The organism is Porphyromonas sp. COT-108 OH1349, assembly GCF_000768755.1.
Taxonomy (GTDB): Bacteria; Bacteroidota; Bacteroidia; order Bacteroidales; family Porphyromonadaceae; genus Porphyromonas_A; species Porphyromonas_A canoris.
Window position 1 is genome coordinate 113,277 of the sequence record NZ_JRAH01000003.1, and the last position, 25,759, is coordinate 139,035.

Genomic DNA, 25,759 nt, shown 5'->3' on the forward strand with positions numbered 1-25,759 from the left:
TCATTGCAGTTTTATGGTGAATACTTTTGCCCTTGCGCTTCGGGCTATTCGTCAGCTCTGACACTGCAAAAGTATGGGCTAATTTGTTGTATATGAAATGGTAAGGAGGTCGCAGGAAATGCAAGGAAAAGGCAGGAAATCACAACCCATTACTTCACCATCCTCAACGCACATTTTCACACAAAAAGAGGCTCGCAGAGCATCACTCCCCCGAGTCTCTCGCGACGTTTCGCCCTCTCCGAGCCCCATCTCCTGCTTTTCTGTGTTAAATAGGGAAATCCCCTCGCCCCTCTGCTCATAACTTTGTACCTTTGTAACAGCTTTGAAGTGTATAACGAGTGGCTTGGTTACTTTGCGAGCTACTCTAGAACGAATAAGATAGAATGATAAGAATAGATAATCTCCGAGATCTACTCGGATATATAGGTTATAAGAAGTCTGCTGGCAAAAAAGAAGAGATTTGGAGTATTGATTTCCCTCATGTCAATAGCTCGATTTCTGTTGATTTTTCAGCAAAACACATTATCTATCCATCTGGATTGAAAGCATACCGAGAAACGACTACAAACTTTTCATCTCCCGAAAACTTTGTAGTCTTAGAATGTATCACCAGATTGCTTTCTTTGGGCTATACTCCTCATCAGATAGAGCTAGAAAAGCCAATGCCTGGGGGACACTCCGACACAGGTGGCTATTGTGACATTCTCATTAAAGACAATGACGGCAATGAGTTTCTTCTGATTGAGTGTAAAACAGCTGATGATGGTAGTTCTAAAGAATTTTCAAAGGCTTGGCATCGTATGAAAGAAGATGGTGGACAGCTTTTTAATTATTTCAATAGCTATCGCAAAGCCAAAGCACTTTGTTTGTATGCTTCAGATTGGCAAGGTGAAGAGTGTATCTATCAGAGTTATATTGTCTCAATGGAAGATAATGAAGAATATCTGCGAGCAGACAACAAACTCAAGGGGTACAGTAAGGTTGCAGAGGAGAGAGGAGGAAAGGAAGAGTATTTCAAGGTTTGGAAGAATACCTACGACAAAGATTATAGCACGGTAGGAATTTTTGAGGTCGGGATTTCTCCTTTTACAATAGGTAAACGACAGCTTTCTGTTGCCGATTTGAGGGATGCCGATGATGTAGAAATTCAGAGGAAATACCACGAGTATGCTAACATTATGCGTAAGCACAATGTTTCGGGAAGAGAAAACGCTTTTGACAAACTCGTTAATCTCTTTTTGGCAAAGATTGTAGACGAAGCACAACATGCTGACAGCTTACAGTTCTATTGGCGTGGCGCAGCTCATGACGACTATTACAACCTACAAGACCGCTTACAACTGATGTATAGCCGTGGCATGAAGGAGTTTTTGGGCGAAGAGGTGACTTATATTGACAACAAAACCATTGCTGATAGTTTTTCTTTATTCAAGAATGACCCCGATGCTACAAAAGAGAAGATTTTGGACTACTTTCAGCAACTAAAGTTTTATACAAACAATGATTTTGCCTTTCTAGATGTCCATAATCAAATACTCTTTCGGCAGAATGCAGAGATACTCAAAGAAGTGGTACGCATGCTTCAAGATATGCGTTTGCGTACAGACAAGCCCAATCAATTCTTAGGTGATCTTTTTGAGGGATTCTTGGATCAGGGTGTCAAGCAAAGTGAAGGACAGTTCTTCACCCCAATGCCTATTGTACGCTTTGTCATATCTTCTTTGCCTTTGGAGGCTATCAATGATTCTAATCAAGTTCCTCGGGTTATTGACTACGCTTGTGGGGCAGGACATTTCCTAAATGAATATGCCGAGCAAGTCAAGAATGTTGTGACTAAATCGGGGAAAGAAGCCAAGCCTTATTATTGTGAGATTTATGGGGTAGAAAAGGAGTATCGACTATCTAAGGTCGCTAAAGTCTCAGCGTTCATGTATGGGCAAGATGAAATTAATATCGTTTATCAGGACGCCCTACGCCCACACCCAGAGGTAAAAGAAGGGTCTTTTTCTGTCTTGGTAGCCAATCCTCCGTATAGTGTCAAGGGATTTTTAGAAACGCTCAGTGAGGAAGAGCGGGCAAGTTTCAAACTTTCTCAGTATGTCTCAGATATTAATGCAAACAATTCTATTGAAGTATTCTTCATAGAGCGTGCCGCACAGCTGTTAACACCAGGAGGTGTTGCGGGGATTATTCTGCCTTCTTCTGTTCTTTCAAATGGAAATATCTACTCCAGAGCACGAGAAATTATTTTACAGGAGTTTGATGTCGTTGCTATCGTCGAGTTTGGGAGTGGCACATTTGGCAAGACTGGGACAAATACGGTTACTCTATTTCTGCGGAAGAAAAATGATAAAGTGCGCATGGCGGAGCATTACCACCATCGAGTGCAAACTTGGTGTCGTGGCGACTTTAGTAAAGACGGAGTGTTTGCCGATGCGCATCTATTGGACGACTATTGCAGGATGCAGGGGATAGAACGAGGAGTTTATACCTCCTTGTTTGAAACATCTTCACAAGAAGATCTTTGGGCGCACGAACTGTTTAAGGCTTATAGAAATAAATATGCTAATGACGCAGAAGCCAAGAGGATAGCTAAAAAGAAAATCACGAAGAAATATACTGCAGAGCAGAAACAAGAAGAAATCGAAGCATATATTCTAAAGTCTATCCGCTCTATTGAGATGGAGAAGCTTTATTATTATCTTCTTGCTAAAAGCAATCCGCTCCCTACGCTCATTGTCAAAAGCCCCACAGACAAAGCAGAAATTAAACGCTTTCTCGGTTATGAGTGGAGCACTCGAAAGGGGGATGAAGGTATCAAGTATTTGAATACTTCAGTGCAGGGCGAAGACGAGGTGTTAACTCGAAAAGGACTGGACAGCATCCAAACACCACTCTTTAACCCCAAAGACTTAGACGACACGAGCCACATCAATACCTTGGTGCGAAGCTACTACTTGGGAGAGCCTATACCTGTCTCGGAAAAGTTAAGTTCTTACTGCTCCACTATACGCATGGAGGAAATGATAGACTTTAAGAGAACGGAGTTTGATATGGGGATATCAATTACTCAAACAAAACATAAGGTTAGCATTTCAAGTAAGTATCCTATTGTTCGTATAGAAGACTTTCCTACTATTATACGGAAAGGAACGTCTATAACGAAGAAAAAAGCAAAGGAAGGAGAATATAAAGTAGTTGCAGGTGGAATAGACTATGCTTATACTCATAGTGAGTACAATAGACCAGAACATACCATAACAATAAGTGCTTCTGGTGCAAATGCAGGATATGTGAATTATTGGAGTGAAAAGATTTTTGCTTCAGATTGTACTACTATAAATGTAGGTGAGATCGTATCAACTCTCTACATATACAATTACTTAAAGTCAAAGCAGAATGATATATTCTCATTAGCTCGAGGAGCAGCACAGCCTCATGTCTATCCCGATGACGTTAAAGATTTTCCAATCCCCCTTCCCCCTCCCGAGGTTCAACAGCAGATTGTAGATGAATGTGCTAAGGTGGATGCAGAATATGAAACCTCTCGTATGGCTATCGAAGACTATCGTCAGCGTATCTCTAAGATATTCACTGATTTAGAGGTGATTATTGATAGTAAAATAGAGGGGGGTAAATGGTTGATTATTAGTGATATAGGAGAAGTTAAGATGTGCAAGAGGATATTCAAAGAACAAACGTCTCCTTTTGGAGAGGTGCCGTTTTTCAAAATTGGCACTTTTGGAAAGATCCCAGATGCCTATATCTCAGTTTCTGTTTATGAAGAGTATAAGCAAAAGTATCCTTATCCCCAAAAAGGAGAAGTTTTGATTTCTGCAGCAGGTACTATTGGCAAGGCTGTCGTATATAAGGGGGAGGCTGCATACTATCAAGACTCCAATATTGTTTGGGTAAGCCATGATGAGAGCAAGGTCAAAAATTCATACCTCTATTATGTGTACCAGAATACCAAATGGAAACCTACAACAGGAGGAACAATACCTCGTCTCTATAATAAGGATTTAGGAGCGACAAGGATACCAGTGCCATCTCTTGATGTCCAAGACGAGATAGTATCAAAAATCAAAGAATACGAAAATAAAATAGCCGAAGCGCAAGCTATTATGGATAGTTGTTCTGCTCGTAAAGTAGTCATTCTCAACAAATATCTGATATAAGATTATGCCATACCCGATAGAGAAAAAACTTGTCATAGCCGTTTCATCGAGTGCCCTCTTTGATATGCAAGCGTCTGATGCCATCTTCAGGCAAGACGGAGAAAAAGCTTATCGAGAGTATCAGCAGAAGAATCTTGATGTTCCGCTAGAAACAGGCGTTGCATATCCTTTTATAAAAAGGCTTTTGAGTTTAAACGCCTCCTTCCCCGAGGAACAGCCGATAGAGGTCATTCTGTTTTCTAAAAATAGCCCAGAAACAGGATTAAGAGCATTTCGTTCGATTCAGCATTACGAACTAAATATATCTCGTGCATGCTTTTCCTCTGGCAGCTCGAATCATCAATACCTTCCAGCGTTCAATTCTACGCTCTTCTTGACTACTAATATAGAAGATGCAAAAGAAGCATTAGCTAATGGAATTACTGCAGGAGTTGTAGGGAAACAAGAGGTACATGATTCGAATGAAGAAGGGCTTTGTTTAGCATTTGACTTTGATGGAGTCATAGCAGATGATAGCTCAGAGAAGGTCTATAAAGAACGGGGATTGGAGACTTATCAAGAGTATGAGAAAGTGTATGGAACTCACCCCTTAGGCTCTGGACCTATTGCAGATCTTCTAAAGAGAGTCTCATCATTCCAGAAATTAGAACGTATCAAACAACAAAACAACCCAAACTACAATAGGTTGTTGAGAACCGCTATTGTTACAGCTCGTAATGCCCCTGCTCATGAGAGAGTTGTTTTTACACTCCTCAGTCTAGGGGTCGAGGTTGATGAGGTCTTTTTTATGGGAGGAGTAGAGAAAGCAAGATTGCTGAATATTCTAAAGCCTCATATCTTCTTTGATGATCAGACTACTCATCTTGAAAATATAAAAGACATTGCAGGGGTACACATCCCTTTTGGTATAGCAAATGCCAATGTTTAGCTATCGGTCCAAATGATAGTCTTGAACTCAACTCGCAAGCATTTCTTGCAAATTGGTTGTGAGAAGAAATAGAATACTCCAAAACAAACACTCCACCCAAATTGTGGTCTTGGGTGTGTTTTTTATTGCTCGTAAGTTTTTGGGTGTAAAAAAGGGTGTAAATCGCATAACTTGCTGATTTACACCCTTGTTTGCGGAGAGAGAGGGATTCGAACCCCCGGAGGCTCTCACCTCAACGGTTTTCAAGACCGCCGCAATCGACCACTCTGCCATCTCTCCAATGGTTATCCCATTTTTGCGATGCAAAGGTAAGGGATATTTTTTATTCAAGCAATAGATAGAGGGATATTTTTGTATTATTACATGAGAAGGTCTTTTGTCGGATGAGAAGAATGTAGTTTTTAGGGGGAGAGCAGTTTGTCGAATGCCAATCGGGGAGAACCATTTGCCAGATATATGATACCGCAATAGGCGAAAAGGTGTTGTTTCAAGATCTGTTGCAGTACGGCATTGTCTCGGTGTGTATCTATGCGGAGATAGAGATAGCGGGAGGCAGCAAAGTCAAAAACGGCAGAGGCAATCCCTCTAAGCGAACCATCCGAAGCCAGACGGTGAATAACGCCATAAGGTTTATCGTAAGACCAAGTCCCATCGTATATCTCGGAGTAGGTCGGATCCGGTCCATCCATCAGCACAAAATATCCGGAGGGCTGCCCCGACTGCTCTGTCTCCAAGATGACATACCCTACTCCCAGACGGATATCCTCCTCTATCATCGCTTTAGACGGGTAGCCCTCTGCCCATTGAGTAGGATTCCCATTCCGACACATAAAGATACGAGCCGCATTCAGTACTCGCAATATTTCGGGGATATGCTCCGGTTTTGCTTCGGTTATGTACATATATAATTATATAGAAAGGGCGGATAGAAAAATCTATCCGCCCTTATTTATCGATCAGTGTTTACTTTTCACCCTAAGAGAGATCTTCACGAAGAAGAATATGATGGCAAAGTACATCAGTACGGTCAATGCTTGAGACCAAGGATTGGCATTCCATTCTGTTTGGAAGATATTCACCTCGTAGTATCTGAGTATTGCGCTTACCACACCCATGAGAGCACCTCCGGCGATGAATCCGGAAGCTATGAGAGTTCCTTTCTCTACACGCTCCTTGTTGAGGTCGCTATTTTTGCTTCTGCTACCTACAAACCAGCTCACAAGACCGCCTACAAGCAGAGGAGTATTGAGTTGGAGCGGAATAAACATACCCAAAGCAAAAGGAAGTGTCGGCACTTTTGCAAAGTTGAGAACGAGAGCAATAGCGGCTCCGATGCCGTATAACGCCCACTTCGCCGAAGCTCCTTGCATCATCGGTTCTATCAGCGCAGCCATTGCATTGGCTTGAGGAGCCGCAAGAGCACCGGAGGTGAAACCGTAGGTCTTGTTCAACACCATGATAACCCCTCCTACCGTAGCGGCAGAGACAAGAGTACCCAAGAATTTCCAACTCTCTTGCGACTTTGGAGATACTCCAAGCCAATACCCAACCTTGAGGTCGGTGATGAATCCGCCCGCCATAGAGAGTGCCGTACACACTACACCTCCGATGATAAGAGCGGAGACCATGCCGTGAGGACCTTTAAGTCCGACCACTCCTAAGATAAGAGAAGCCAGGATAAGGGTCATAAGGGTCATGCCCGATACCGGATTGGAACCTACGATGGCTGTTGCATTTGCCGCAACGGTAGTGAACAGGAATGCGATAACCGCCACCAAAAGCAGAGCCACTACGGCATGCATCAGATTTTGAACAACACCGAGATAGAAGAATATCCCCGTAACACCAAGAGCCAGAATAGTACCCCATGCAATAATCTTCATCGGTATATCCTTATCTATCCTCTTCTCTGCTGCTACCGCAGTACCGGCAGATGCTTCCGGCTTGCTCTTCATCTCTTTTGCTGCAAGTCCGAGAGCAGATACGATGATCTTTCTACTTTTTATGATGCCTATGATTCCGGCAGTGGCGATACCCCCTATACCAATGTTTCGGGCATAGACCTTAAAGATCTCTTCGGGCGACATACTTCCTACCGGCACGGTTATGTTCGGGTCTCCGAATGTAAGGAGTGTATCCGGATAGATCAGAGACATGGCCGGAACGATGATATACCATATCAGGAACGAGCCGGCACATATAATAAAGGAGTACTTCAGACCTATTATAAACCCAAGACCGAGCACCGCAGCCCCTGTATTGATATTGAATATCAGCTTGGCTTTGTCCGCTATGGCGTTACCCATGCTCACCATACGGGAAGATATCTCTTCGTGCCACAGCCCAAGAGTGGAGACAAGGAAGTCGTAGAGCCCACCGATAATACCTGCCAAAAGAAGAGGCTTGGCTTGTGCACCGCCTTTCTCTGCCGAGATCAGCACTTGAGAGGTAGCAGTGGCTTCGGGGAACGGATATTTCCCGTGCATCTCCTTGACAAAATATTTGCGGAAAGGTATCAGAAGCAGGATACCCAATACTCCTCCAAGCAGGGAAGAGATAAAGATCTGCAAGAAGTTCACGGTCATTTCCGGATACTTCTCCTGCAAGATGTAGATGGCAGGCAGCGTAAAGATGGCTCCTGCCACTACCACTCCGGAGGCTGAACCGATAGATTGAATGATGACATTCTCGTGCAGAGAATTTTTTCTCTTGGTTGCAGACGACAGTCCGGCGGCAATGATGGCAATGGGGATTGCGGCTTCAAACACCTGTCCTACCTTTAGTCCCAGATAGGCAGCGGCTGCACTGAATATCACAGCCATAAGCACACCCCAGAGTACAGACCAAACCGTCACATCCGGAATAGACTTGTGTTCCGGCACAACCGGGACGTACTCTTCTCCCGGCTTGAGTTCTCTGAAAGCATTTTCCGGTAATCCTTTTATCGGATCGTCGGAAGAGGAAGTTTTACTCATAAGTATCTGTTTTTGATTAGGTAATACAAAAGAGAGGGTGCCTGTATCGGCTGTTTTGCTTTAGCTGTAAGGCTCTTAAGGCGTGCCTATCAGCAGCGTGCGTTGTGCCAGCTCTATCTCGCGTTTGTCACCTGTGTGCTTTCCATCGACATCAGAAAGCTTGACACAGTTATACCATGGTTGAGAGGAGGTAATCTGGCAGCGGAACAGCTTCATCACTATGTTGAGCGGTTTGATGCCGTTCCCGACATCATTTGTCAGGTTCGTCCCTATACCGAACGTGGCACCTATCCTGCCGGAGCAGTATGCTTTGATCTTCTTTGCCTTTTCTATGTTGAGGCTGTCCGAGAATACGATATACTTGATCTGCGGATCCACACGAAGCTCTTTGTATCTGGAGATCGCTTTTTCCACGAATCCGAACGGGTCGCCACTGTCGTGCCTTATGGAGGTGAAGAGCATGGCATGTTTTTTCGAGAAGTTTCGCATGAAGACATCGGTGGTATAGGTATCTGTGAGGACTGTGCCCAAATCTCCATCATAAACATCTATCCAGTGCTCCATAGCCATGTAGTTTGCCATCTTGTAGCCGAATATCGCTCCGTGAAACTGTATCCACTCGTGAGGATGCGTACCCGATACTCGCAGGTTGTGCTTCATGGCGTAGTAGACATTGGATGTACCGAAGAGATAGTTGCCGGCATGCTCTTTCAGGATGCTTGTTACCTTGTCTTCCACTTCGGAGCTGAACCGGCGTCTCATGCCGAATATCGAAGTCTGTATCTCGTGTTTGGCTATCTCTTCTGCCTTCCTTCGGGTCTCGTTCCGAATATGAACCCAGTCCGGAGTGGCTCCCGTTACTCTGAAATAGAGTTCGGAGACAAGAGCCAGTATGGGCGTTTCCCACATGGTGATGCGGTAGAGGAGTCCGCTGGCTACGATATGCAGGTGATTCTTCTCATCCATCCAGACCTCTATCTCTTCCGGATTGTATCTGTACCCTTTCAGAAAGTCTATGTAGGTCGGAGGCAGATAAGGGAGCATTTTGTAGAGGAAAGTCTCCTCTTCGGGAGTGAGACAGAGGAGAGACATCTTCTGTATCTCTTCTCTCACCAGTGTATCAAATCCTTTGGGATAGACCACTTCGTCTCTATCCACAAAACGAAACTCTCCTTTTGCGCGTGGGAACAGCTTGGAGTACGCATACCCTGTGGTAAACTTGTACAAGTCTGTGTCCAGAATGCTTTTAATAATACCGCTCATCTCTGTTGATCTGAAATAATATCGCTAAAGATAGTTATTTATTGTCTAATAGATATTGTCCGGCTGCACTCTTCCGGGAGAGGTTTTTCAGGGAGCTTTTATATAAAAACGGTCTCCCGGTTTCGCCCTCCGAAGCAGAGTATCTCATTGCGGATTTTTAGAGGTAAATGGGAGAAATGTGCCTTAATCTGCTTGAAGCCAATGCGGTATGAGAAATCGCGAATTTCGGATCAACGCTCTCCTTGGTCGGATTCAAGGGCTGTTTTCGCATTAATATAGGTGAATTTTAACACCATTGTTTGTAAATAAATTCTAATGCACTTTTAGGGCAAAAAAGAGCAAAAAAGAGGCAGAAAAGCATAAATAGCTATCTGTCAGTACTATAGCTAAAAATTCTAAACACGTTAATCGAATCCGGTAAACGTGTTTAATGAAATCGGTAAACGTGTTCATTGAAAAATTAAACACGTTAAGCCGAAAGAATATGCCCGAAAAAGGGCGAAAGACTCTATTATGAAGAAACATCTTTTCTATGTAAATTTGTCGGAGCAGAATCAAAAAACAGTATCGCTTATGATTTCTACCGAAATTGCTCCTTACGTCATACAAGAGGAGTTTCAGCTTTGGACGTTTCATCTGGATGCCGCAGGTCGCTTTCCCTTGAGCAAGCTGGTGAGCAGACTTATTCACACGGCCGGACTTCATGCCAATCGCTACGGATTTGGCGTGATGAAGTTGCAGGAGCAAGGTTATACTTGGGCATTGCATCGCCTTTCCATACATTTCGAGCAGCCGTTAAACCATGATGCCTCATTCAAAATAACCACATTCGTGACAGATGTAGGGGCAGTGAAGACTACTCGTAACTTCATGGTGCATCAGGGAGAGAAGCTCATCTGTACCGCAACGAGCTACTGGGTGGCTATGGATATGCAGTCCAGAAGAGCTATCCCGCTCACCCATATTCTGACCAAAGAAGTGGTGGTATCTGCACCGGAAGGGGTGGAGATGCCTGTGCCGGCACGGAGCGTATGGGGACGAGAGGAAGAGGAGAGTAAGATTGCGGGGCTTGATCATAAGGTGCGATACTCCGATCTGGACATCAACAACCATGTGAACAGTGCCATTTGGGTAACGATGGCAATGAACACTCTACCGGTGAACGAAGTACTCCGCCGAGAGGTTCAAGAGGTGGATATTCACTTTATAGCAGAGGCAGCCCACGGTGCAGAGCTTATCACGCACTATGCTCCATCGGGGCAGGGATATGCCGTAATGATCTCTTCCGCAGAGGGAGAAGCACCCCATTTTTGTATCAAACTAAAGCTAAAAGAGAGTCATGAACAATAATAAACTTTATCCGCTGACGTTCGTTCCCATCCTGAAAGAGATCATCTGGGGTGGACACAGGCTCGAACCATTCAAGGGACTGCCCTCTTCGGAGAAGAAGATAGGGGAGAGCTGGGAGATTTCACTCATTCCGGGAAGTATCTCGGTGGTAGCCGAAGGATCTCTTAAAGGACGATTGCTTTCGGATCTGATCTCGGAGTACGGATCGGAACTGCTGGGCAGGCAGGTGTACGAAAGGTATGGAGACAACTTCCCCCTCCTTATTAAATACATAGATGCCGCAGCCGACCTGAGCATACAGGTGCATCCGAACGATGAGATAGCCCAGCAGAGACACCACTCTTTTGGTAAAACGGAGATGTGGTATGTGGTGGATGCTGCTCCGGATGCTACGCTAAAGACCGGCTTCAGAGAGAAGATCTCCGAAACGGAGTTTGTGGCAAGATCCGAAGATGGTTCCATTGCCGATGCGTTGGCAAGCTATCGGGTAAACAAGGGAGACCTTTTCTTCCTTCCTGCCGGACGTATCCATGCCATCTGCAGTGGCTGTCTGGTGGCGGAGATACAGCAGAACAGCAACATCACTTACAGGATATACGACTACAAAAGGAAAGATGCGGACGGGAACGAGAGAGAGTTGCACACGGAGCTTGCCAAGGATGTCATAGACTATTCGGTATCGTCAGACTATCGCACGCAATACGATATGTCTCCCGCTCTGTCCGAGCATAGGCAGGTTGTGGAGTCGCCATACTTTATCACCTCTATCGTTCAGCTTCGGGGAGAAGAGATACATATCTCCCTTGCCGAAAGAGACTCTTTCACGGTCTGCATGGTAGTGGAGGGAGATGTGGAGCTGGAAGCAGACGGACAGAAATGCTCATACAAGATGGGAAGCACGATACTTGTTCCGGCATCTTGCCATGCATTGACACTTCGCTCGAAGGCAGGAGCAAGAGTGATGGAGTGCTTTGTTCCCGGAGTGGCACGGGGACTGACAGAACCGTCATGTTAGTTTCCGCTTTGAGCCGGTGGCATACATTTGGAGAAGTAAGACGATAGACATAAAACTTAAATAACATAATATTCAAAATCTATGAACATTAAACCGCTTGCAGACAGAGTAGTGATCCTACCGTCTGCTCAAGAAGAAAAGACAGTTTCAGGCATTATCATTCCGGACAGTGCAAAGGAAAAGCCTCTGAGAGGAGTAGTGAAAGCCGTAGGCCAAGGCACTAAGGACGAAGAGATGGTACTGGCTGTGGGTGATGAAGTACTGTATGGAAAGTATGCCGGAACAGAGATCGAGTTCGGTGGCGAAAAGCTGCTTATCATGAAGCAGTCCGATGTACTTGCAGTGGTAGAGAAGTAATGAAAGAACAGATAAACAGAATCAGATAAAGACATGGCAAAAGACATTAAATTCGATATAGAAGCAAGAGACCTGCTAAAGAGAGGTGTGGACGCTCTTGCCAATGCAGTGAAGGTAACACTCGGTCCCAAGGGACGCAACGTGATATTGGATAAGAAGTTCGGTGCACCGCACATCACCAAGGACGGTGTCTCTGTTGCGAAGGAGATCGAGCTGGAAGATCCGTTTGAAAACATGGGAGCACAGCTTGTGAAAGAGGTGGCTTCCAAGACCAACGATGATGCCGGAGACGGAACAACGACAGCTACCGTGCTTGCACAAGCCATCATCGGGGTGGGATTGAAGAACGTTGCTGCCGGAGCCAATCCGATGGATCTCAAGCGCGGTATAGATAAAGCTGTGGAGAAGGTTGTGGAGCATCTTCGCTCACAGTCCAAAGAGATCGGCGACGACTTGGCTAAGATCGAACACGTAGCGAAGATCTCTGCCAACGGAGACGAGAAGATCGGTGCACTCATTGCGGAAGCGATGCGCAAGGTAAAGAAAGAGGGCGTCATCACAGTGGAAGAGGCGAAAGGAATAGAGACCACGGTAGAGGTGGTGGAAGGTATGCAGTTTGACAAAGGCTACATCTCTCCCTACTTCGTGACCAATACAGAGAAGATGACCGTAGAGTTCGACAGCCCATATCTTCTTATCACAGACAAGAAGATCTCCACTCTCAAGGAGTTTCTTCCTATCCTTGAGCAGGTGGTACAGACAGGCAAACCTCTTCTTATCATTGCCGAAGACATCGAGAGTGAAGCGTTGGCAACCCTTGTGGTGAACCGTCTCCGCGGTTCTCTCAAGATATGTGCCGTGAAAGCTCCGGGTTATGGAGACAGACGCAAGGCTATGTTGGAAGACATCGCCATCCTTACCGGCGGTACCGTTATCTCTGAAGAGAAGGGTCTCAAGCTCGACTCCGCAACCATGGAGATGCTTGGCACGACAGAAAAAGTTACGATCGACAAGGATAACACCACTATCGTAAACGGTGCAGGATCCAAAGAAGACATCGCAACAAGAGTGGCTCAGATACGTGCTCAAATGGACTCTACTACGTCCGACTACGATCGTGAAAAGCTACAAGAACGTCTTGCCAAACTTTCCGGCGGTGTGGCTGTCCTTTACGTCGGCGCACCTTCCGAAGTGGAAATGAAGGAGAAGAAAGACCGGGTAGAGGATGCTCTGAGCGCAACCCGTGCCGCTGTGGAAGAGGGAACAGTGCCCGGAGGCGGTATCGCTTACATCCGTGCCGCGAAAGCTCTCGAAGGTCTCAAGGGTGAGAATGATGACGAAAACACCGGAATAGAGATCATCAGACGTGCCATCGAAGAACCTCTTCGTCAGATCGTGGCAAATGCCGGAAAAGAAGGAGCAGTCATCGTTCAGAAAGTGAAAGAACACGAAGCCGATTACGGCTACAACGCTCGCACAGAGCAGTTCGTCAATCTGTACGAAGCCGGCGTCATCGACCCCACAAAGGTTACCCGTGTTGCTCTTGAAAATGCCGCATCCATCGCCAGTATGTTCCTCACAACCGAGTGCGTCATTACCGACATCAAGTCCGAAGAGCCTGCCATGCCGGCAATGCCGCAAGGTATGGGCGGAATGATGTAACAGACCGGAAGAAAATATCATCAACACGAAGGGCTGCTTCCCGAATCAGAAGGGAGGCAGCCCTTCTTCTGTTTCTGCCTGGCAGGCACGCAGAACTGCTCCGAAAGGGAGCAATGAAAATTTGGGAAGCAACGGACTAATACCTGAAAAGTGCTTGATGAAAAGTCGGATTGATAATGAACAATTCTATATTTCAAACTTCGGACTCGGAAAGCTGTTGGGAGCATATTATAAAAGCAGTTCCCCACTTTTGTCAAGCGAAAAACTGCTCTTTTTACTTCAGTATTTGTCCGTTTCTTCAGCCGGAAACGTCAGCGAATATTGCAAGCGAGCTTCTGAAGAGTCTCGGCAAAGAGGGTGGCGAAACGTAGCTCGAAGGCTGCTCCGGTGAGGTCGCTGTCGATGGATACGGACTCGGTGGTCAGCACTACCTGATGTGTCTCCGGATCAAACTCGCGGCTCTCTCCCCACAGAAGTCCATCGTGATTGTAATAGTTGTGCACTTCCTGATGAGGAGCGCCGGTGGCAAGATCGGTTACGGCATAGTGAGCGTGGATGAGATGAGGTCTGTCCGAGTTATCGAAGAGGTATCGTAGGTTAACTTTTCGTTCTCGACACTCCACTCCCTGCGAATCAGATAAGGAAAGTGGATGAACTCGCATCCCGGAATTCCTGCCGTTTCGATCCCTCTTTCCTTGAGTGTGCTTTCCCATTCAAGCCCGAAAAAACATTTTACTTTCTCCTGAATGATCTCTCCTTCGGGAGATCTGCTCCGAAGATTTATCTCCATGACGTTGATGACATGAGGCTCATCTTTTGACTGTCGAATGGTTTCGGCAAGAGCTTTGCGGATCTTTTCAACCTTTTGAATGTGCGTCTTGACGGCAGAGGGCTGAGCATGAACGGCAAAAGAAAGCGCGAAAAGAAGGAGAAAAAGAGCGGTTTGCTTCATGAGATAAGGCGTTTAGAATTCGACATTGGAGACATTGTTGAAGGTGTCATAGAACGATCGGGAGATTTCCGCATCATCCCAAAGAAGCTTTGGCAGCGGCTTTGCTCCTTCTTGCTTCTGCTTTGCCCCGTTCGGAAGAGGCTTTCGGGTCTGAGGATCCAAAGGTGTCGTGATAGTGGTGTACCGGATGGCTTTTGTCCCGGCGTAGTAGATCCGCCTCTCGACACTTGCCGGCAGACTTTCGGAGGAGGCATTGCTTTCTGTCTCGTTGCCCTTGTAATAGGAAAACAACAGATCGCCGCTCTTGGGGTCGAATAGAAATTCGCGGTAAAACTTTTCCGTTCCGTAGTTCCAAGACGTGCGGACGAGATAAAGCTCATTGAAGGGATGCTCCTCATCCGTACCGGGAATGAAGAAAAACTCCGTAGTGAGTCGCGACAGTCCGCTGCCCGGCATATTGCGAGACATGGTTAGCGTCATGCAGTTCTCTTTATCTTTCTTCGCTGTGGAGTGCGTCGCCATTTGCGTTGCTTTATTATATGCCGCTCGGATCGAAGCTACCTGCTTGTCCGTCTTCGGATCGGATTGCGCGTGAACCACAAAGGAGATCAGGCAGAGGGAGAGTATTAAGATGAATTTTTTCATTTGCTGTTGTCTGTTTCTTGTATCACTTCCGAAGATAAGGTCTTTATCTTCGTCTTCTTTCCCCAAGAGTTGTCTCTCCATAACAGAGGACTTTTTAGGGTAAAAGAAAAGCGGAACTACGATATTATCGCATTCCGCTTCTCTTATTCCAAAACAGATCTTAGAGATCTTGTTTTAAGTCTTACTTCTTGTCCTTGCAGCAGTCTGCTTCGCCTTCTTTGTGCTCGCAGTTTTCCTTGTGCTCGCAGTTCTCCTTACCTTCGCAGTTTTCTTTGTGCTCGCAGTTTTCCTTACCTTCGCAAGTAGCAAGGCTATCTGTCGGAGTTTCTACTACTTCTACTACTTCTACAGGAGCAACTGTTTCTTCAGTTGTAGTTTCTGCAGACTTGTTACCTGTACAAGAAGCCAAAGCTACTGTGAAAATAGCAGCCAAAGCAACTTTGATAAATTTCGCTTTCATAACTTTTTTTTGAGAGTTATATATTGAACAATACTTCCATGGGTGCAAAATTACTTCATTATATTCATTGCACCAAGAGTTTGGCAATTTATTTTTATCAAATCCTATAAATTCCTTGCCATTACTATAATGTGCTGTAAATATGAAGCATTTCGCTATATGCTATAAACAATAAAACTTATGATTCCGCCTATAATAATGGTAAGAATCGGATGCAAAAGTTTCTTAATGGTAATGATGAGAGCAACAGCAAAAAAGAGGATGCTTTTGTAGTCTATAAAGTTTTCGCTGTTGCACAGAAGCAGTGCCGCTGCAGCAATAAGCCCGATGGCTGCAGGTCTTATCCCTTTGAATACAGCTTCCACATGCCTGTTGTTGGCAAACCGGGAAAAGGAGTAAGAGATGATGAATACCAGCAGGAACGAAGGCAGCATTACCGACAACGTGGCAAGGACACTGCCCCAAACAGATCCGGTAACAACGTATCCTATGTAGGTGGCACTATTGATCCCTATCGGTCCGGGAGTCATTTGAGAGATGGCGACAATGTCTGTAAACTCTTGAGCGGTCAGCCATTGGTGTTTCACCACTACTTCATCCTGTATAAGGGAAAGCATTGCATACCCTCCGCCAAAGCCGAAGAATCCGAGTTTGAGATAGACGTAAAACAGTTCCAAATAGATCATATCGGTTATTCTTTATTGGGATGAAGTCTTCTTCGGATATGCTCCGTATAGATGTAGCCCAAAGCTCCGGCTACAATGATGACTATCACAGGGGATATTCCGAAGTACCAGACCGCGATGGCAACAGCTATCGGAATCCATATTGTAGTGTGTGGAAGGTGCAACCTCTTCCATGTCTGGAATACCGGAGCGGCTATCATTGCCACAACTATCGGGCGCAAGCCTTTGAACACTCGCTCCACATACTCATTTTCTCTGATCTGAGAGAAGAAGAGAGCCAGTATAAGAATGATCAGGAAAGACGGTAGCGTTGCCCCAAGAGCACAAGCTACTGCTCCTATTGGGCCTCTTAGCTTGTAGCCTATAAATATTGCCATATTCACGGCAAAGACTCCGGGAAGAGACTGGGCAACGGCAAAGAGATCTATGAACTCCTTATCTGTCAGCCATTTTTTCTTGCTGACGATCTCTTCTTGTATGAGAGGAAGCATGGCATGACCTCCCCCAAAGGTGAAGCCACCTATTACAAAGAATGTTCGGAAAAGTTTCCAAAGAGATACCATAAGAGTTTTCTCTTGAGTGATCGTTGTTACTTCTTTAGGGTAGAATGCCTTTACAAACAAAAAAGCTCGTCCTCCCAACGAGAGAACAAGCCAATATTTGTCTTATTGTAAGTAGCCCATAGGGGAATCGAACCCCTCTTTCAAGAATGAAAATCTTGCGTCCTAACCGATAGACGAATGGGCCAAGAAGAAAGTTTTCTTACTTGATGCTGTTACAGGCTATTTGCGAAGCGAGTCAGCTTAGACTTAAGATTGGCAGCTTTATTTTTGTGAATACGTCTTTTGCTGGCCATTCTGTCAAGCATTGAAACCACTTCCGGAAGTCTCTCTTGTGCAATAGCTTTATCTGTAAGAGCTCTAAACTTGCGAACAGAAGAACGCATAGTACGAGCATAGTAGCGGTTGCGCAAGCGACGTGCTCTCGATTGTCTTATTCTTTTAAGTGCAGACTTATGATTTGCCATGTCTAAATTTTCTATCTAATGATCTTTAGTTTATTTTCTTTTAGTAGCCCATAGGGGAATCGAACCCCTCTTTCAAGAATGAAAATCTTGCGTCCTAACCGATAGACGAATGGGCCAAATGCTTTATAGCACTCTCCTTGGGAGGTTTAGCGAATGCAAAGATAGAGACTTTTTTTTAATCCTGCAAACCCTATGTGCTTTTTTGAATAATATTTTCTTTGCTCCTACCGGCTGGTTCTATCGTTTCTTGTTTTGTCCTGTTTTTTGCAGGCCTGCGACGCTTCTTCGTTGGGATGCTTTCTGTTTTACTTTCGGCAGTTCTCTGTCTCTTTCTTTTCTCGGAGATAAACAGACGGTCCAGATTGGCTTGAGTTGCTTTTGTGGAAGTCCAAATCTCCAATAGGCAGACAATAAAAGAGGCTGCCAGCAACACCAAAGCCAGTAAGAATGTATAGATTGCCAGCATACTTATATTCACGAGTGTGGCAATTGTTGAGATCACACACATCAGAAAGCTTATAGCTCCGAGGCCTTGCATCGCTTTTATCAGTCTCAACTGCTTGTGGAGGCTCTGTATCCGGTGCATGTAATTTCGTTCGGGATGTTTCTCTGCATGCTCTTGAAGACTTTCCACTGCGAATGCGCAGGAAAGACATCTGTTGGCAAAGAACAAGAGTATCAGAGAATAGATGCCGGTAAAAATCAAGGCAGGAATAGTAAGAGAGAGTATCTCCATATCGTTTGTGTTGTTTCTGTTGATTGCCTGTTGTGTCTTGTAAAGTGAGAGGGTAAGTCAAATATTTTGATTTTGACTCACCCTCTCTTTATGTTGTAACAGATTGTTACTGCTTTATAGGTGTCAAGGAAATCTTTTTCCTCTTATTATCTGCGGATTCCGAGTTCCTTGATTATAGCACGATATCTTTCAATGTCAATCTTGATGAGATAATTGAGAAGACGGCGACGCTTACCCACAAGTCTCTTTAGAGAGCGCTCTGTGTTGTAGTCTTTGCGGTTGCGTTTAAGGTGCTCTGTCAAGTGTGAGATTCTGAATGTGAACAGAGCTATTTGGCTTTCAGGTGAGCCTGTATCTGTTGTACCTTTGCCGTATTTCTCGAAAAGCTCAGTTTTTTTAGCTGAATCTAAATACATATCTTTCTAATGTTTTGTTTTGTTGTTTCTTGATGTATATAGTTTGCTTAATTCAAATGTAAAGCCTCGGTCAGCTTTCGGAAGCTTTACCACTACATTCTTCTTAAGCGGAGGGTTGAAGCCGGATTGCTTTTCTCTTTTCTATATCCGTATTGTTTTCGGAACGGAAAAGATTACTTCTTCGCAAGAGCTTCTTTTACGTTTTCGTTAGGTACCATCTCTTCTTGAAATACGTAAGCACCTGTTTTTGGAGACTTCACCATACGAATCACTTTGGAGTATGTACGCCCGTCACCGGTTTTGAAGGACGCCACTGCTTTCTTTGCCATAGCTTATACGTGTGTTGTTATTTAATTTCTTTGTGTAGGGTCATACGCTTAAGAATAGGATTGTATTTCTTAAGCTCCAATCTTTGAGTGGTGTTCTTTCTGTTTTTCGTGGTAATATATCTTGAAGTTCCTGGCATTCCACTCTCTTTGTGCTCAGTACACTCAAGGATCACTTGGATTCTATTACCCTTTGCTTTCTTAGCCATAAGTAATTTTCGGGATTAAAGTGAATAGATTAGACAAATTAGAGTAGAGTGTACTTTCTAAGAGTACCGTTTTCTGCTGCTCTTCTTAAAGCAGCATCCAAACCGATCTTATTGATCAGTCTCAAACCTGCTGCAGATACCTTGATGCGGATCCAGCAGTCTTCTTCTACCCAGTAGAACTTTCTGTCGAAGAGGTTCGCATCGAATACTCGTTTGGTGCGTCTCTTAGAGTGAGAAACGTTGTTCCCCACCATCGCTCTTTTCCCGGTTATTTGACAAATTTTTGACATCGTTGCTATCGTTATTGTTGTTACTAAAATAAATCAATTGCGTGTATTAGGGAGCGCAAAGTAAGCACTTTTTTCTGACTCTTGCAAACTTTACGGCCTAACACTCACCTCCTTCGGAGTGTTTGGATGTGGAATATCTGTTTTTAGCGTAACGGGTGCAAAGATACAAAATATTGTTGGATAAGGCAATAATAACCACTATCTTTGTGCCTGATTTTGAAAGTTATTCTATAAAAGATAACGAATGAAGATAGCCTTCCATCCCATAACATTACAAGATAAAGAACGCATACAACAGGTTGTATCGGGGTCTCCGTACCAGAATTGCGACCTTAGTTTTGCCAACCTATACAATTGGAGCAGCCATTATAAAACACAGATTGCTTTTCATAAAGGAGCCATGGTCGTTCGTTTCATGACGGATGGTGGTACAAGACCTGCGTATCTCATGCCCATCGGAGAGGTCGAGAACCTGAAAGATGTATTTGCAGACATGATGTGCGACTGCTGTACCAATGGCGAGCATCTCCTTCTGATGAGCATCACGGAGCCTTCATTGAAGCTGTTGGACGAGATCCTGCCCAACAGATACCGCTTGCTCCCGAACAGAGACTACTACGACTATATATACGAAAGAGAAAAATTGTGCTCTCTTTCCGGGAAAAAGCTGCAGTCCAAACGCAATCACATCAATAAGTTTGAAAGGAGTTATCCGGACTATATCTATGAACCCATCACCGCCTCCAACGCAACGGAGTGTATGGAGTTGGAAAACAAATGGTTTGCCCTTAGCGGTAAAACGGACGAAATCAATGCCGAGAGAGAGATCATCTGCCGCTCTTTGAGAGAGAAAGAAGCCATCGGACTTACCGGTGGAGCCATAAGAGTGAATGGCTCTATCGTGGCTTTTAGTATGGGGATGCCTATTAACTGCAACACATTTGACGTCAGCATCGAAAAGGCAGACCCTGCCATCCCGGAAGCGTTTGCAATGATCAACCGTGAGTTTGCCCGGCATATCCCGGAACAATACACCAATATCAACAGGGAAGAAGACTTGGGAATAGAGGGGTTGAGAAAGGCCAAACTCTCCTACAAGCCGGATATACTTTTGGAGAAAAACATTGTCATAGTCCACACCGATGTCTGATAGCTCTGCCTCCTCAATCTCTTTCTACTGCGTTCCTGCCGATATATCGTGGATGAGCCATCCGCATTGTTGGGAGATGATTGAGCTTATGACGGAGGCTTTCGGGCCTTATCACTCCCTTTTTTCTCACTTTGTAGAGTGTGTTGCCATCCCTTTGCAGACCTCTTTTGTTGCAGTGGATGAGGCAAAAGACCGCGTTGTGGCAGCACTGCAAGCCGTACCGTACCTCTATGTGAAGCCAGCCGATGCTCCTCCCGTTGCCTATCTCTATGCTCTTGTTACAGACTCCTCCCGAAGAGGAGAGGGGCTGATGAGCAGCCTTTTGACCTTTGCGCTAAAGAGCCGGCAGGAAGAGTGGGGCAGATGCGAGGCGATACTTATACCGGCAAACGAAGATCTTATACCTTATTATAATAAGAGAGGTTTTCGTCTTCTTGATACCATGTGGCAGGAGAAGGCGGATACCTCTTTTTTCGATCCTGATGCACTTCTTCCTCATCCTTTGGTACGACAGTATCAAGAGTGGGAGGAGCGGCAGCCCCTGCCGGATGATCTTCCGGAACAGCACGCACCTTTCCCTTTCCCGATGTTTTTACCGGACAGCCATACAGATTTGGCTCGTATTCCTCTCCTTCAGAACCCTCTGTTGTGAGAGGATTTTTATATATTTCATACCGAAAAATGCTCACTTTTTTCGGCTCTCTATTTTGATCGACCACCCTGTTTTTAGAGGGGATCCGGATTTGTTAAATCAGCCTGTTTTATTAACATAAATTCCGATACCTGTTTACCCCAAACGCTAAACGAGCATATTCTTTCGGCTTAACGTGTTTAATTTTTCAACGAACACGTTTAGTTATTTCATTAAACACGTTTACCGGATTCGATTAACGTGTTTGGATTTTTTTTCTTATAGTGTTGATAATTAGGTTTTTGAGCATTTTATCCTCTTTTTTGTCGTTTTTCGGCACAAAATTGCATTAGGATTTATTTACATGAGGTGGTGTTAAAATTCACACCTATTAACGCGAAAAAGCCCCATCAAACGGACTGAGAAAAAATTTTTTCCAAATTCGCGATTTTGTTGTATCAGGTTGTAAACAAAGAAGTTGCCTTAAAATGACTTCTTCAAAAATGGAAAATTCATCCCAAAATCTCATGTGAGAAGCCGCGGAGACCACCCTCCGTTTTTATATAAAAGCTCCCACCGAAAAGTTTGTTTCAGGTGGAGAAAAAGGAGAGAATTTTCACGAGATTTTAAGGTAGTGTCATGCCGGAAAAAATGTGTGCCGTCTCTGTTCGGAAGGATATAAAAAGAGAAGAGGGTGTAGCCGATCTACTGTTCGGCTACACCCTCTTCGTTATGGGGCTGAATGGATCAGTAATAGTTTTGCAACTTCTTGAAGTGCTTGAACACCACAGGAATATAATCTATGATGTCCGAGGCTAAGAGACTTTCCTGACAGTTGGATTCGGCATATCTGTCCCCGGCATATCCGTGTATGAATACCGCAAAGACGGCAGAGGTAAGGGAGTCGAACCCTTGTCCCAAAAAGCTTAACATCATTCCCGTAAGCACATCGCCCGATCCTGCCGTAGCCATTCCGGGATTACCGGTTTGGTTAAAGATGATCACTCCTTGAGGCAGACACGTAGCGGTGTATGCACCTTTGACCACTACGTAGACCCTGTGTTTCTGTGCAAATGCCGAGGCTTTCCGGAGCCGCTCATAGTCTGAACCGGACTCCCCCACCAGCCTGTCCAGCTCCCTTTTATGCGGAGTTAGGATAGAGTCGGGCGTGAGCAGGTTGAGCAGTGTAGGGTTACTTGCCAGAATGTTGATGGCATCGGCATCTATGATAATGGGCTTCTTGTACTGGTTCAGCAGGCTTTCCATAGCGGCGGCACTCTCGAACTGTGTTCCCAATCCGGGGCCTATCGCTATGGCGGAATACTTATTCACGTTTCGTACTTCCGTGAAGTGAGTGGGGCTTTTATCTGTTTCCACGATCGCTTCAGGGATAGTGGTATGGATGAGATTATCTTTTCCCTGCGGCACGTGTACCGTGATGAGTCCGCTGCCTGTACGCATACACGCTTTGGCTCCAAGTATAGCCGCTCCCATCATTCCTTGCGATCCGGCTATGAGAGCAACGTGTCCGAAGTCTCTTTTGTCGCAGAACGTGCCTCTGGAGTCAAGGTTGTTGTCTAAGTCCGAAGTGGTAAATATGAAGTTCTTGATATTCTTCTGCGGATGATCTTCTTCCAATCCGCAGTTGATCACACGCCATTTGCCCACATACTTTTCGTTGTCCGAGAGGAGGAGAGAGAGCTTTGCCCCATGGAATGTAAAGGTGTGATGAGCACGGATGATATTGTCCGGGTTGTTGTGCGAATTGTCTTGAGGGAACAGACCGGAGGGCATATCCACCGAGACGATGGTGTGTGCCTTGCTGTTGAGATAGTGTACCACGTGCTCCATATCCCCCTCTATGGGGACTTCCAATTCGGATCCGAAGAGTCCGTCTATCACGATGTCGTTTTCGGAAAGACGGGGTGGACGGAAGGAGGAGTTGAACTCCATGAAGTAACATCCGCACTGTTGGAGCTTGGTCTTATTGATTGTAACCTCTTCGCTTAAAGAGAGTCCCGGATTGAGGAGAAAGGCATCCACACTTCTGTTTATGCTGAACAGTATGCGAGCGATGGCAAGTGCGATGGCACCATTTTGGGATGGACCGGCAAAGACAATCACTTTGCGCTGGTCGTTGAACATTCTGTTGAACTGGTTACAAAACGCATTCCCCATCGTCTCATACAGCGTACTGGTAGAGATGATCTTGGAACCGGTTCTGGCATTTTCCTCTATATTGCGTATGTGTTCTCTGTCGAAGATCTTTAACATGGCTTACTATATGTCGGATTTAGGATATAGAATAAGAGTAGTAGGTAGCTGTTGTATGAGAGAAGGAGAGGCTTCAAAGTGTTTCTCCCAAGTGGTCTGCGACAGAACTACAAGGTCATACTTTTTCAGCTCATCCTCTTGCGCTTCCAATGATGAAAACTCTACCGCAGAGCGGACAAAGCTTGCATCTGCAAGGGCGGCTATAAGCTTTTGGTATCTTTCATGGATCAGCTCCGATGCTTCGGGGCTTTCCTTGATGATGAGAACTCTGTCGGAAACGGTTTTGAAGCCCTTATCCATCAACACACCGACATTACCCTTGTGCTCCTTGATAAAGATAGAGGTCTTCTCTCGCAGGAGTTGGGTGTTGAACAGAGCGGTAAGGATGGGAGAGCCCAGCTTGAATTTTGCTTTGTATTTATCCTCCAGGTATCTTACCTGTTTATCGTCCGGGTGGGCAGATAGATTGTGTCCGACACCGACGAGAAGCAGCTGCGCCTCGCTCTCTTCGGATCGTTTCAGTATGGTCTTAACGGGATTGTCCGTGACTTCATACAGCTCTTCCACCTTAATATCGTTTTCTTTTTTGTATCTGTTCAGCTCTTTGAAGCTCGCTTCCTTGAATGCGCTTGCCTGAATGGGGTTTATATCACTTCCGACAGTCATGTGCAGAGCCATGATGTCGGCGCTATGTGCTCTCTTTTTGAGGAGGCTGTGCAGGGTGTAGATCATAGCCATACCGGTCTCTGTCCGTCCAAAAGAGAAGAAGACATGCAGTACTCCGGCAATGCGTTTCTGCTTTACTTTTTCTATTCGTTTGTAGATGGCGTCTATGAGAGATACTGTAGGGGTGGTCATGAAAGTGGTTACCAAAGTCATGAGAACAAGCATGGCAAAAACAACAGGAGGGATGATACCCAACTCTAATCCCATAGTGAGCACTACAAGTTCCATAAGACCTCTGGTGTTCATCAGTATTCCGAGATAGAGGCTATCCTTGACATTCTCTCCGACAACTCTGGCTGCGATATAAGAACCACCAAGCTTACCTATCACTGCCACAAGAATGAGAAGCAGCGTTACAAACCATAGCTCCCAGCTGTTGAGAAGACCGATCTCCGTCCTTAATCCGGATACAACAAAGAACAGAGGCAAGAAGATAGAGTGCGCTACGTCTTCCACCTTTTCGGTAATAATGCGACGGAACTTGTGATCTTCGGGCATAATCACTCCGGCTATAAATGCTCCGAAAAGAGCATGAAGCCCAAGAAGCTCGGTAACATAAGCGGAGACCAGCATGGTGAGAAAGAGTAGAGAGACCACGCCTTTGCCTACAATCTCCGTATTGGTATAGGCATTCCCGACAACCTTAAAGAGTGGTTTGATGAGCAGGAACATGGCTAAAAGATAGAGTGCAGCAAATAATAAGGTGAAGACAATGCTGGCAGCCGATCCTGCTTGGGAGATGGCTAAGATCATTGCAAGGAGACACCATGCGGTAATATCACCATTGGCGGCACTTGCAAGTGTGATGATACCGAGGTTACTCTTCATTTCCCCTCGCTCTTGAAGGATACGTGCAAGGACGGGAAAAGCGGTAATGCTCATCGAAATACCGATGAAAAGCACAAACGGAAGCAGAGGAGTCTCTTCCGAAGCGTATCGTCCGTACAGCCCTACCGCCGCCACCGCTCCAAGTATAAAAGGTATGATGATGCCGGCATGGGATATGACGACGGTCTGTCTGAATCTCTTTTTTATTTCGGACAGATCAAGCTCCATCCCTATAACGAACATGAAGAGGATGAGACCGAACTGACTCAACAGCGCAATGCTGTCTATGCTTTCTACCGGAAAGAGTTTGGTGAACAAGCCGGGGGCTATAAGCCCTAAGATAGAAGGACCCAATGCAATACCTGCAATGATCTCTCCGATGACGGCAGGCTGTCCTACTTTTGTAAAGAGCCATGCAAATCCTCTTGCCACAACCAGAATGACAATGATCTGAAGCAGCATGAGTCCGAAGTCGGACGCGGCATGATGCTTGACAAAACCTGTAAAAACAGAAAACGCACTCTCGTTGTCTTGGCTCTCGACGGCTTGAGACAGTCCGGCATCCGTATATCTGCTTATCCAACCAAAGAGTAAAGCAGTGGCAAGAATAAGTGCAATATAGAATATACCCTCTTTACGGTACGCTTTAAGTTTGTTCGATTGTTTTGTCATGCT

The 25,759-nt window shown here is 45.2% G+C and carries 25 protein-coding genes and 3 tRNA genes; 8 read left to right on the forward strand and 20 right to left on the reverse strand.

Annotated features, from left to right (window positions below):
• The first annotated feature begins 383 nt into the window (after positions 1-383).
• Together JT26_RS00705 and JT26_RS00710 are read left to right on the forward strand one after the other, a co-directional pair.
• Entirely contained in the window at positions 384-4,178 is a 3,795-nt protein-coding gene (locus JT26_RS00705; protein ID WP_036844710.1) for a restriction endonuclease subunit S, read from the forward strand.
• 4 nt (positions 4,179-4,182) lie between these two features.
• Complete coding sequence (locus JT26_RS00710) at positions 4,183-5,106, forward strand: 5'-nucleotidase (RefSeq protein ID WP_036844713.1); 924 nt, start codon at positions 4,183-4,185, stop codon at positions 5,104-5,106.
• A 194-nt stretch (positions 5,107-5,300) separates the two neighbouring features.
• Here the strand turns inward: JT26_RS00710 and JT26_RS00715 are convergent.
• From JT26_RS00715 to pncB, 4 genes are all read right to left on the reverse strand, one after another.
• Positions 5,301-5,385, reverse strand: a tRNA-Ser gene (locus JT26_RS00715).
• Positions 5,386-5,507: 122 nt separating this feature from the next.
• Entirely contained in the window at positions 5,508-6,008 is a 501-nt protein-coding gene (locus JT26_RS00720) for a hypothetical protein (protein WP_036844716.1), read from the reverse strand.
• Between the two features lie 54 nt (positions 6,009-6,062).
• Entirely contained in the window at positions 6,063-8,081 is a 2,019-nt protein-coding gene (locus JT26_RS00725) for an OPT family oligopeptide transporter (protein WP_036844719.1), read from the reverse strand.
• Positions 8,082-8,156: 75 nt separating this feature from the next.
• Positions 8,157-9,344, reverse strand: a complete 1,188-nt coding sequence (pncB, locus tag JT26_RS00730) for a nicotinate phosphoribosyltransferase (protein ID WP_036844722.1) — start codon at positions 9,342-9,344, stop codon at positions 8,157-8,159.
• 573 nt (positions 9,345-9,917) lie between these two features.
• Here pncB and JT26_RS00735 point away from each other — a divergent pair.
• The 4 genes from JT26_RS00735 to groL all read left to right on the forward strand — a co-directional run bounded on the left by JT26_RS00735 (position 9,918) and on the right by groL (position 13,728).
• Positions 9,918-10,694, forward strand: coding sequence for an acyl-[acyl-carrier-protein] thioesterase (locus JT26_RS00735; RefSeq protein WP_160217618.1), 777 nt, complete (start codon positions 9,918-9,920; stop codon positions 10,692-10,694).
• On the forward strand, positions 10,684-11,709 hold the full coding sequence (locus JT26_RS00740; RefSeq protein ID WP_036844726.1) for a type I phosphomannose isomerase catalytic subunit: 1,026 nt from the start codon (positions 10,684-10,686) through the stop codon (positions 11,707-11,709). Before JT26_RS00735 ends, JT26_RS00740 begins: the two co-directional genes overlap by 11 nt.
• Positions 11,710-11,790: 81 nt before the next feature.
• Positions 11,791-12,066 (forward strand): co-chaperone GroES, encoded by a 276-nt coding sequence (locus tag JT26_RS00745; protein WP_036789922.1) that lies wholly within the window; start codon positions 11,791-11,793, stop codon positions 12,064-12,066.
• A gap of 33 nt (positions 12,067-12,099) precedes the next feature.
• Positions 12,100-13,728, forward strand: coding sequence for a chaperonin GroEL (groL, locus tag JT26_RS00750; protein ID WP_036789926.1), 1,629 nt, complete (start codon positions 12,100-12,102; stop codon positions 13,726-13,728).
• A 311-nt stretch (positions 13,729-14,039) separates the two neighbouring features.
• On the opposite strand, the gene JT26_RS10575 is transcribed toward groL, so the two are convergent.
• The 14 genes from JT26_RS10575 to rpmB form a co-directional block, all read right to left on the reverse strand.
• The gene (locus tag JT26_RS10575; protein WP_152566953.1) at positions 14,040-14,351 is read right to left on the reverse strand and encodes a hypothetical protein; all 312 of its coding nucleotides are present in this window, start codon (positions 14,349-14,351) and stop codon (positions 14,040-14,042) included.
• Entirely contained in the window at positions 14,264-14,680 is a 417-nt protein-coding gene (locus JT26_RS00760) for a hypothetical protein (protein ID WP_036844733.1), read from the reverse strand. The genes JT26_RS10575 and JT26_RS00760 overlap by 88 nt, the downstream gene beginning before the upstream one ends.
• Positions 14,681-14,692: 12 nt before the next feature.
• The gene (locus JT26_RS00765; protein ID WP_036844736.1) at positions 14,693-15,406 is read right to left on the reverse strand and encodes a hypothetical protein; all 714 of its coding nucleotides are present in this window, start codon (positions 15,404-15,406) and stop codon (positions 14,693-14,695) included.
• A gap of 100 nt (positions 15,407-15,506) precedes the next feature.
• Positions 15,507-15,785, reverse strand: coding sequence for a hypothetical protein (locus JT26_RS00770; protein WP_036844739.1), 279 nt, complete (start codon positions 15,783-15,785; stop codon positions 15,507-15,509).
• A 155-nt stretch (positions 15,786-15,940) separates the two neighbouring features.
• Positions 15,941-16,471, reverse strand: a complete 531-nt coding sequence (locus JT26_RS00775; protein ID WP_036789936.1) for a chromate transporter — start codon at positions 16,469-16,471, stop codon at positions 15,941-15,943.
• 5 nt (positions 16,472-16,476) lie between these two features.
• Complete coding sequence (locus JT26_RS00780) at positions 16,477-17,034, reverse strand: chromate transporter (RefSeq protein WP_036844961.1); 558 nt, start codon at positions 17,032-17,034, stop codon at positions 16,477-16,479.
• Positions 17,035-17,146: 112 nt separating this feature from the next.
• A tRNA-Glu gene (locus JT26_RS00785) sits at positions 17,147-17,218 on the reverse strand.
• A 28-nt stretch (positions 17,219-17,246) separates the two neighbouring features.
• Complete coding sequence (gene rpsT / locus JT26_RS00790; protein ID WP_036789939.1) at positions 17,247-17,498, reverse strand: 30S ribosomal protein S20; 252 nt, start codon at positions 17,496-17,498, stop codon at positions 17,247-17,249.
• A gap of 44 nt (positions 17,499-17,542) precedes the next feature.
• Positions 17,543-17,614: transfer RNA gene (locus JT26_RS00795), tRNA-Glu, on the reverse strand.
• Positions 17,615-17,688: 74 nt separating this feature from the next.
• A complete protein-coding gene (locus JT26_RS00800; RefSeq protein ID WP_052079527.1) occupies positions 17,689-18,234 on the reverse strand; it encodes a DUF2721 domain-containing protein in 546 nt (181 codons plus the stop codon).
• A gap of 146 nt (positions 18,235-18,380) precedes the next feature.
• Positions 18,381-18,650 (reverse strand): 30S ribosomal protein S15, encoded by a 270-nt coding sequence (gene rpsO, locus JT26_RS00805; RefSeq protein WP_036790177.1) that lies wholly within the window; start codon positions 18,648-18,650, stop codon positions 18,381-18,383.
• Positions 18,651-18,823: 173 nt separating this feature from the next.
• Positions 18,824-18,979, reverse strand: a complete 156-nt coding sequence (locus tag JT26_RS10375; protein ID WP_081966348.1) for a DUF4295 domain-containing protein — start codon at positions 18,977-18,979, stop codon at positions 18,824-18,826.
• Between the two features lie 17 nt (positions 18,980-18,996).
• Entirely contained in the window at positions 18,997-19,185 is a 189-nt protein-coding gene (gene rpmG / locus JT26_RS00810) for a 50S ribosomal protein L33 (protein WP_036789941.1), read from the reverse strand.
• A 38-nt stretch (positions 19,186-19,223) separates the two neighbouring features.
• Positions 19,224-19,475 (reverse strand): 50S ribosomal protein L28, encoded by a 252-nt coding sequence (gene rpmB / locus JT26_RS00815; protein WP_036789944.1) that lies wholly within the window; start codon positions 19,473-19,475, stop codon positions 19,224-19,226.
• Between the two features lie 244 nt (positions 19,476-19,719).
• Here rpmB and JT26_RS00820 point away from each other — a divergent pair, with 244 nt between their 5' ends.
• The gene (locus JT26_RS00820) at positions 19,720-20,625 is read left to right on the forward strand and encodes a DUF2156 domain-containing protein (protein WP_036844744.1); all 906 of its coding nucleotides are present in this window, start codon (positions 19,720-19,722) and stop codon (positions 20,623-20,625) included.
• On the forward strand, positions 20,618-21,277 hold the full coding sequence (locus JT26_RS00825; protein WP_036844746.1) for a GNAT family N-acetyltransferase: 660 nt from the start codon (positions 20,618-20,620) through the stop codon (positions 21,275-21,277). The genes JT26_RS00820 and JT26_RS00825 overlap by 8 nt, the downstream gene beginning before the upstream one ends.
• Before the next feature lie 726 nt (positions 21,278-22,003).
• On the opposite strand, the gene JT26_RS00830 is transcribed toward JT26_RS00825, so the two are convergent.
• On the reverse strand, positions 22,004-23,530 hold the full coding sequence (locus tag JT26_RS00830) for an NAD(P)H-hydrate dehydratase (RefSeq protein WP_036844750.1): 1,527 nt from the start codon (positions 23,528-23,530) through the stop codon (positions 22,004-22,006).
• Between the two features lie 6 nt (positions 23,531-23,536).
• Entirely contained in the window at positions 23,537-25,756 is a 2,220-nt protein-coding gene (locus tag JT26_RS00835; protein ID WP_052110262.1) for a cation:proton antiporter, read from the reverse strand.
• Positions 25,757-25,759 lie beyond the last annotated feature (3 nt).

Bases quoted from the DNA above. Each gene is read 5' to 3' on its own strand.
- rpsT (WP_036789939.1), bottom strand. From the start codon at position 17,498: ATGGCAAATCATAAGTCTGCACTTAAAAGAATAAGACAATCGAGAGCA.
- JT26_RS00725 (WP_036844719.1), bottom strand. From the start codon at position 8,081: ATGAGTAAAACTTCCTCTTCCGACGATCCGATAAAAGGATTACCGGAA.
- JT26_RS00775 (WP_036789936.1), bottom strand. From the start codon at position 16,471: ATGATCTATTTGGAACTGTTTTACGTCTATCTCAAACTCGGATTCTTC.
- JT26_RS00770 (WP_036844739.1), bottom strand. From the start codon at position 15,785: ATGAAAGCGAAATTTATCAAAGTTGCTTTGGCTGCTATTTTCACAGTA.
- JT26_RS00740 (WP_036844726.1), top strand. From the start codon at position 10,684: ATGAACAATAATAAACTTTATCCGCTGACGTTCGTTCCCATCCTGAAA.
- JT26_RS10375 (WP_081966348.1), bottom strand. From the start codon at position 18,979: ATGGCAAAGAAAGCAGTGGCGTCCTTCAAAACCGGTGACGGGCGTACA.
- JT26_RS00825 (WP_036844746.1), top strand. From the start codon at position 20,618: ATGTCTGATAGCTCTGCCTCCTCAATCTCTTTCTACTGCGTTCCTGCC.
- JT26_RS00780 (WP_036844961.1), bottom strand. From the start codon at position 17,034: ATGGTATCTCTTTGGAAACTTTTCCGAACATTCTTTGTAATAGGTGGC.
- rpmB (WP_036789944.1), bottom strand. From the start codon at position 19,475: ATGTCAAAAATTTGTCAAATAACCGGGAAAAGAGCGATGGTGGGGAAC.
- JT26_RS00760 (WP_036844733.1), bottom strand. From the start codon at position 14,680: ATGAAGCAAACCGCTCTTTTTCTCCTTCTTTTCGCGCTTTCTTTTGCC.
- rpsO (WP_036790177.1), bottom strand. From the start codon at position 18,650: ATGTATTTAGATTCAGCTAAAAAAACTGAGCTTTTCGAGAAATACGGC.
- JT26_RS00800 (WP_052079527.1), bottom strand. From the start codon at position 18,234: ATGGAGATACTCTCTCTTACTATTCCTGCCTTGATTTTTACCGGCATC.
- JT26_RS00820 (WP_036844744.1), top strand. From the start codon at position 19,720: ATGAAGATAGCCTTCCATCCCATAACATTACAAGATAAAGAACGCATA.
- JT26_RS00765 (WP_036844736.1), bottom strand. From the start codon at position 15,406: ATGGAGAGACAACTCTTGGGGAAAGAAGACGAAGATAAAGACCTTATC.
- rpmG (WP_036789941.1), bottom strand. From the start codon at position 19,185: ATGGCTAAGAAAGCAAAGGGTAATAGAATCCAAGTGATCCTTGAGTGT.
- JT26_RS00835 (WP_052110262.1), bottom strand. From the start codon at position 25,756: ATGACAAAACAATCGAACAAACTTAAAGCGTACCGTAAAGAGGGTATA.
- JT26_RS00705 (WP_036844710.1), top strand. From the start codon at position 384: ATGATAAGAATAGATAATCTCCGAGATCTACTCGGATATATAGGTTAT.
- groL (WP_036789926.1), top strand. From the start codon at position 12,100: ATGGCAAAAGACATTAAATTCGATATAGAAGCAAGAGACCTGCTAAAG.
- JT26_RS00710 (WP_036844713.1), top strand. From the start codon at position 4,183: ATGCCATACCCGATAGAGAAAAAACTTGTCATAGCCGTTTCATCGAGT.
- JT26_RS00830 (WP_036844750.1), bottom strand. From the start codon at position 23,530: ATGTTAAAGATCTTCGACAGAGAACACATACGCAATATAGAGGAAAAT.
- JT26_RS00745 (WP_036789922.1), top strand. From the start codon at position 11,791: ATGAACATTAAACCGCTTGCAGACAGAGTAGTGATCCTACCGTCTGCT.
- JT26_RS00735 (WP_160217618.1), top strand. From the start codon at position 9,918: ATGATTTCTACCGAAATTGCTCCTTACGTCATACAAGAGGAGTTTCAG.
- pncB (WP_036844722.1), bottom strand. From the start codon at position 9,344: ATGAGCGGTATTATTAAAAGCATTCTGGACACAGACTTGTACAAGTTT.
- JT26_RS00720 (WP_036844716.1), bottom strand. From the start codon at position 6,008: ATGTACATAACCGAAGCAAAACCGGAGCATATCCCCGAAATATTGCGA.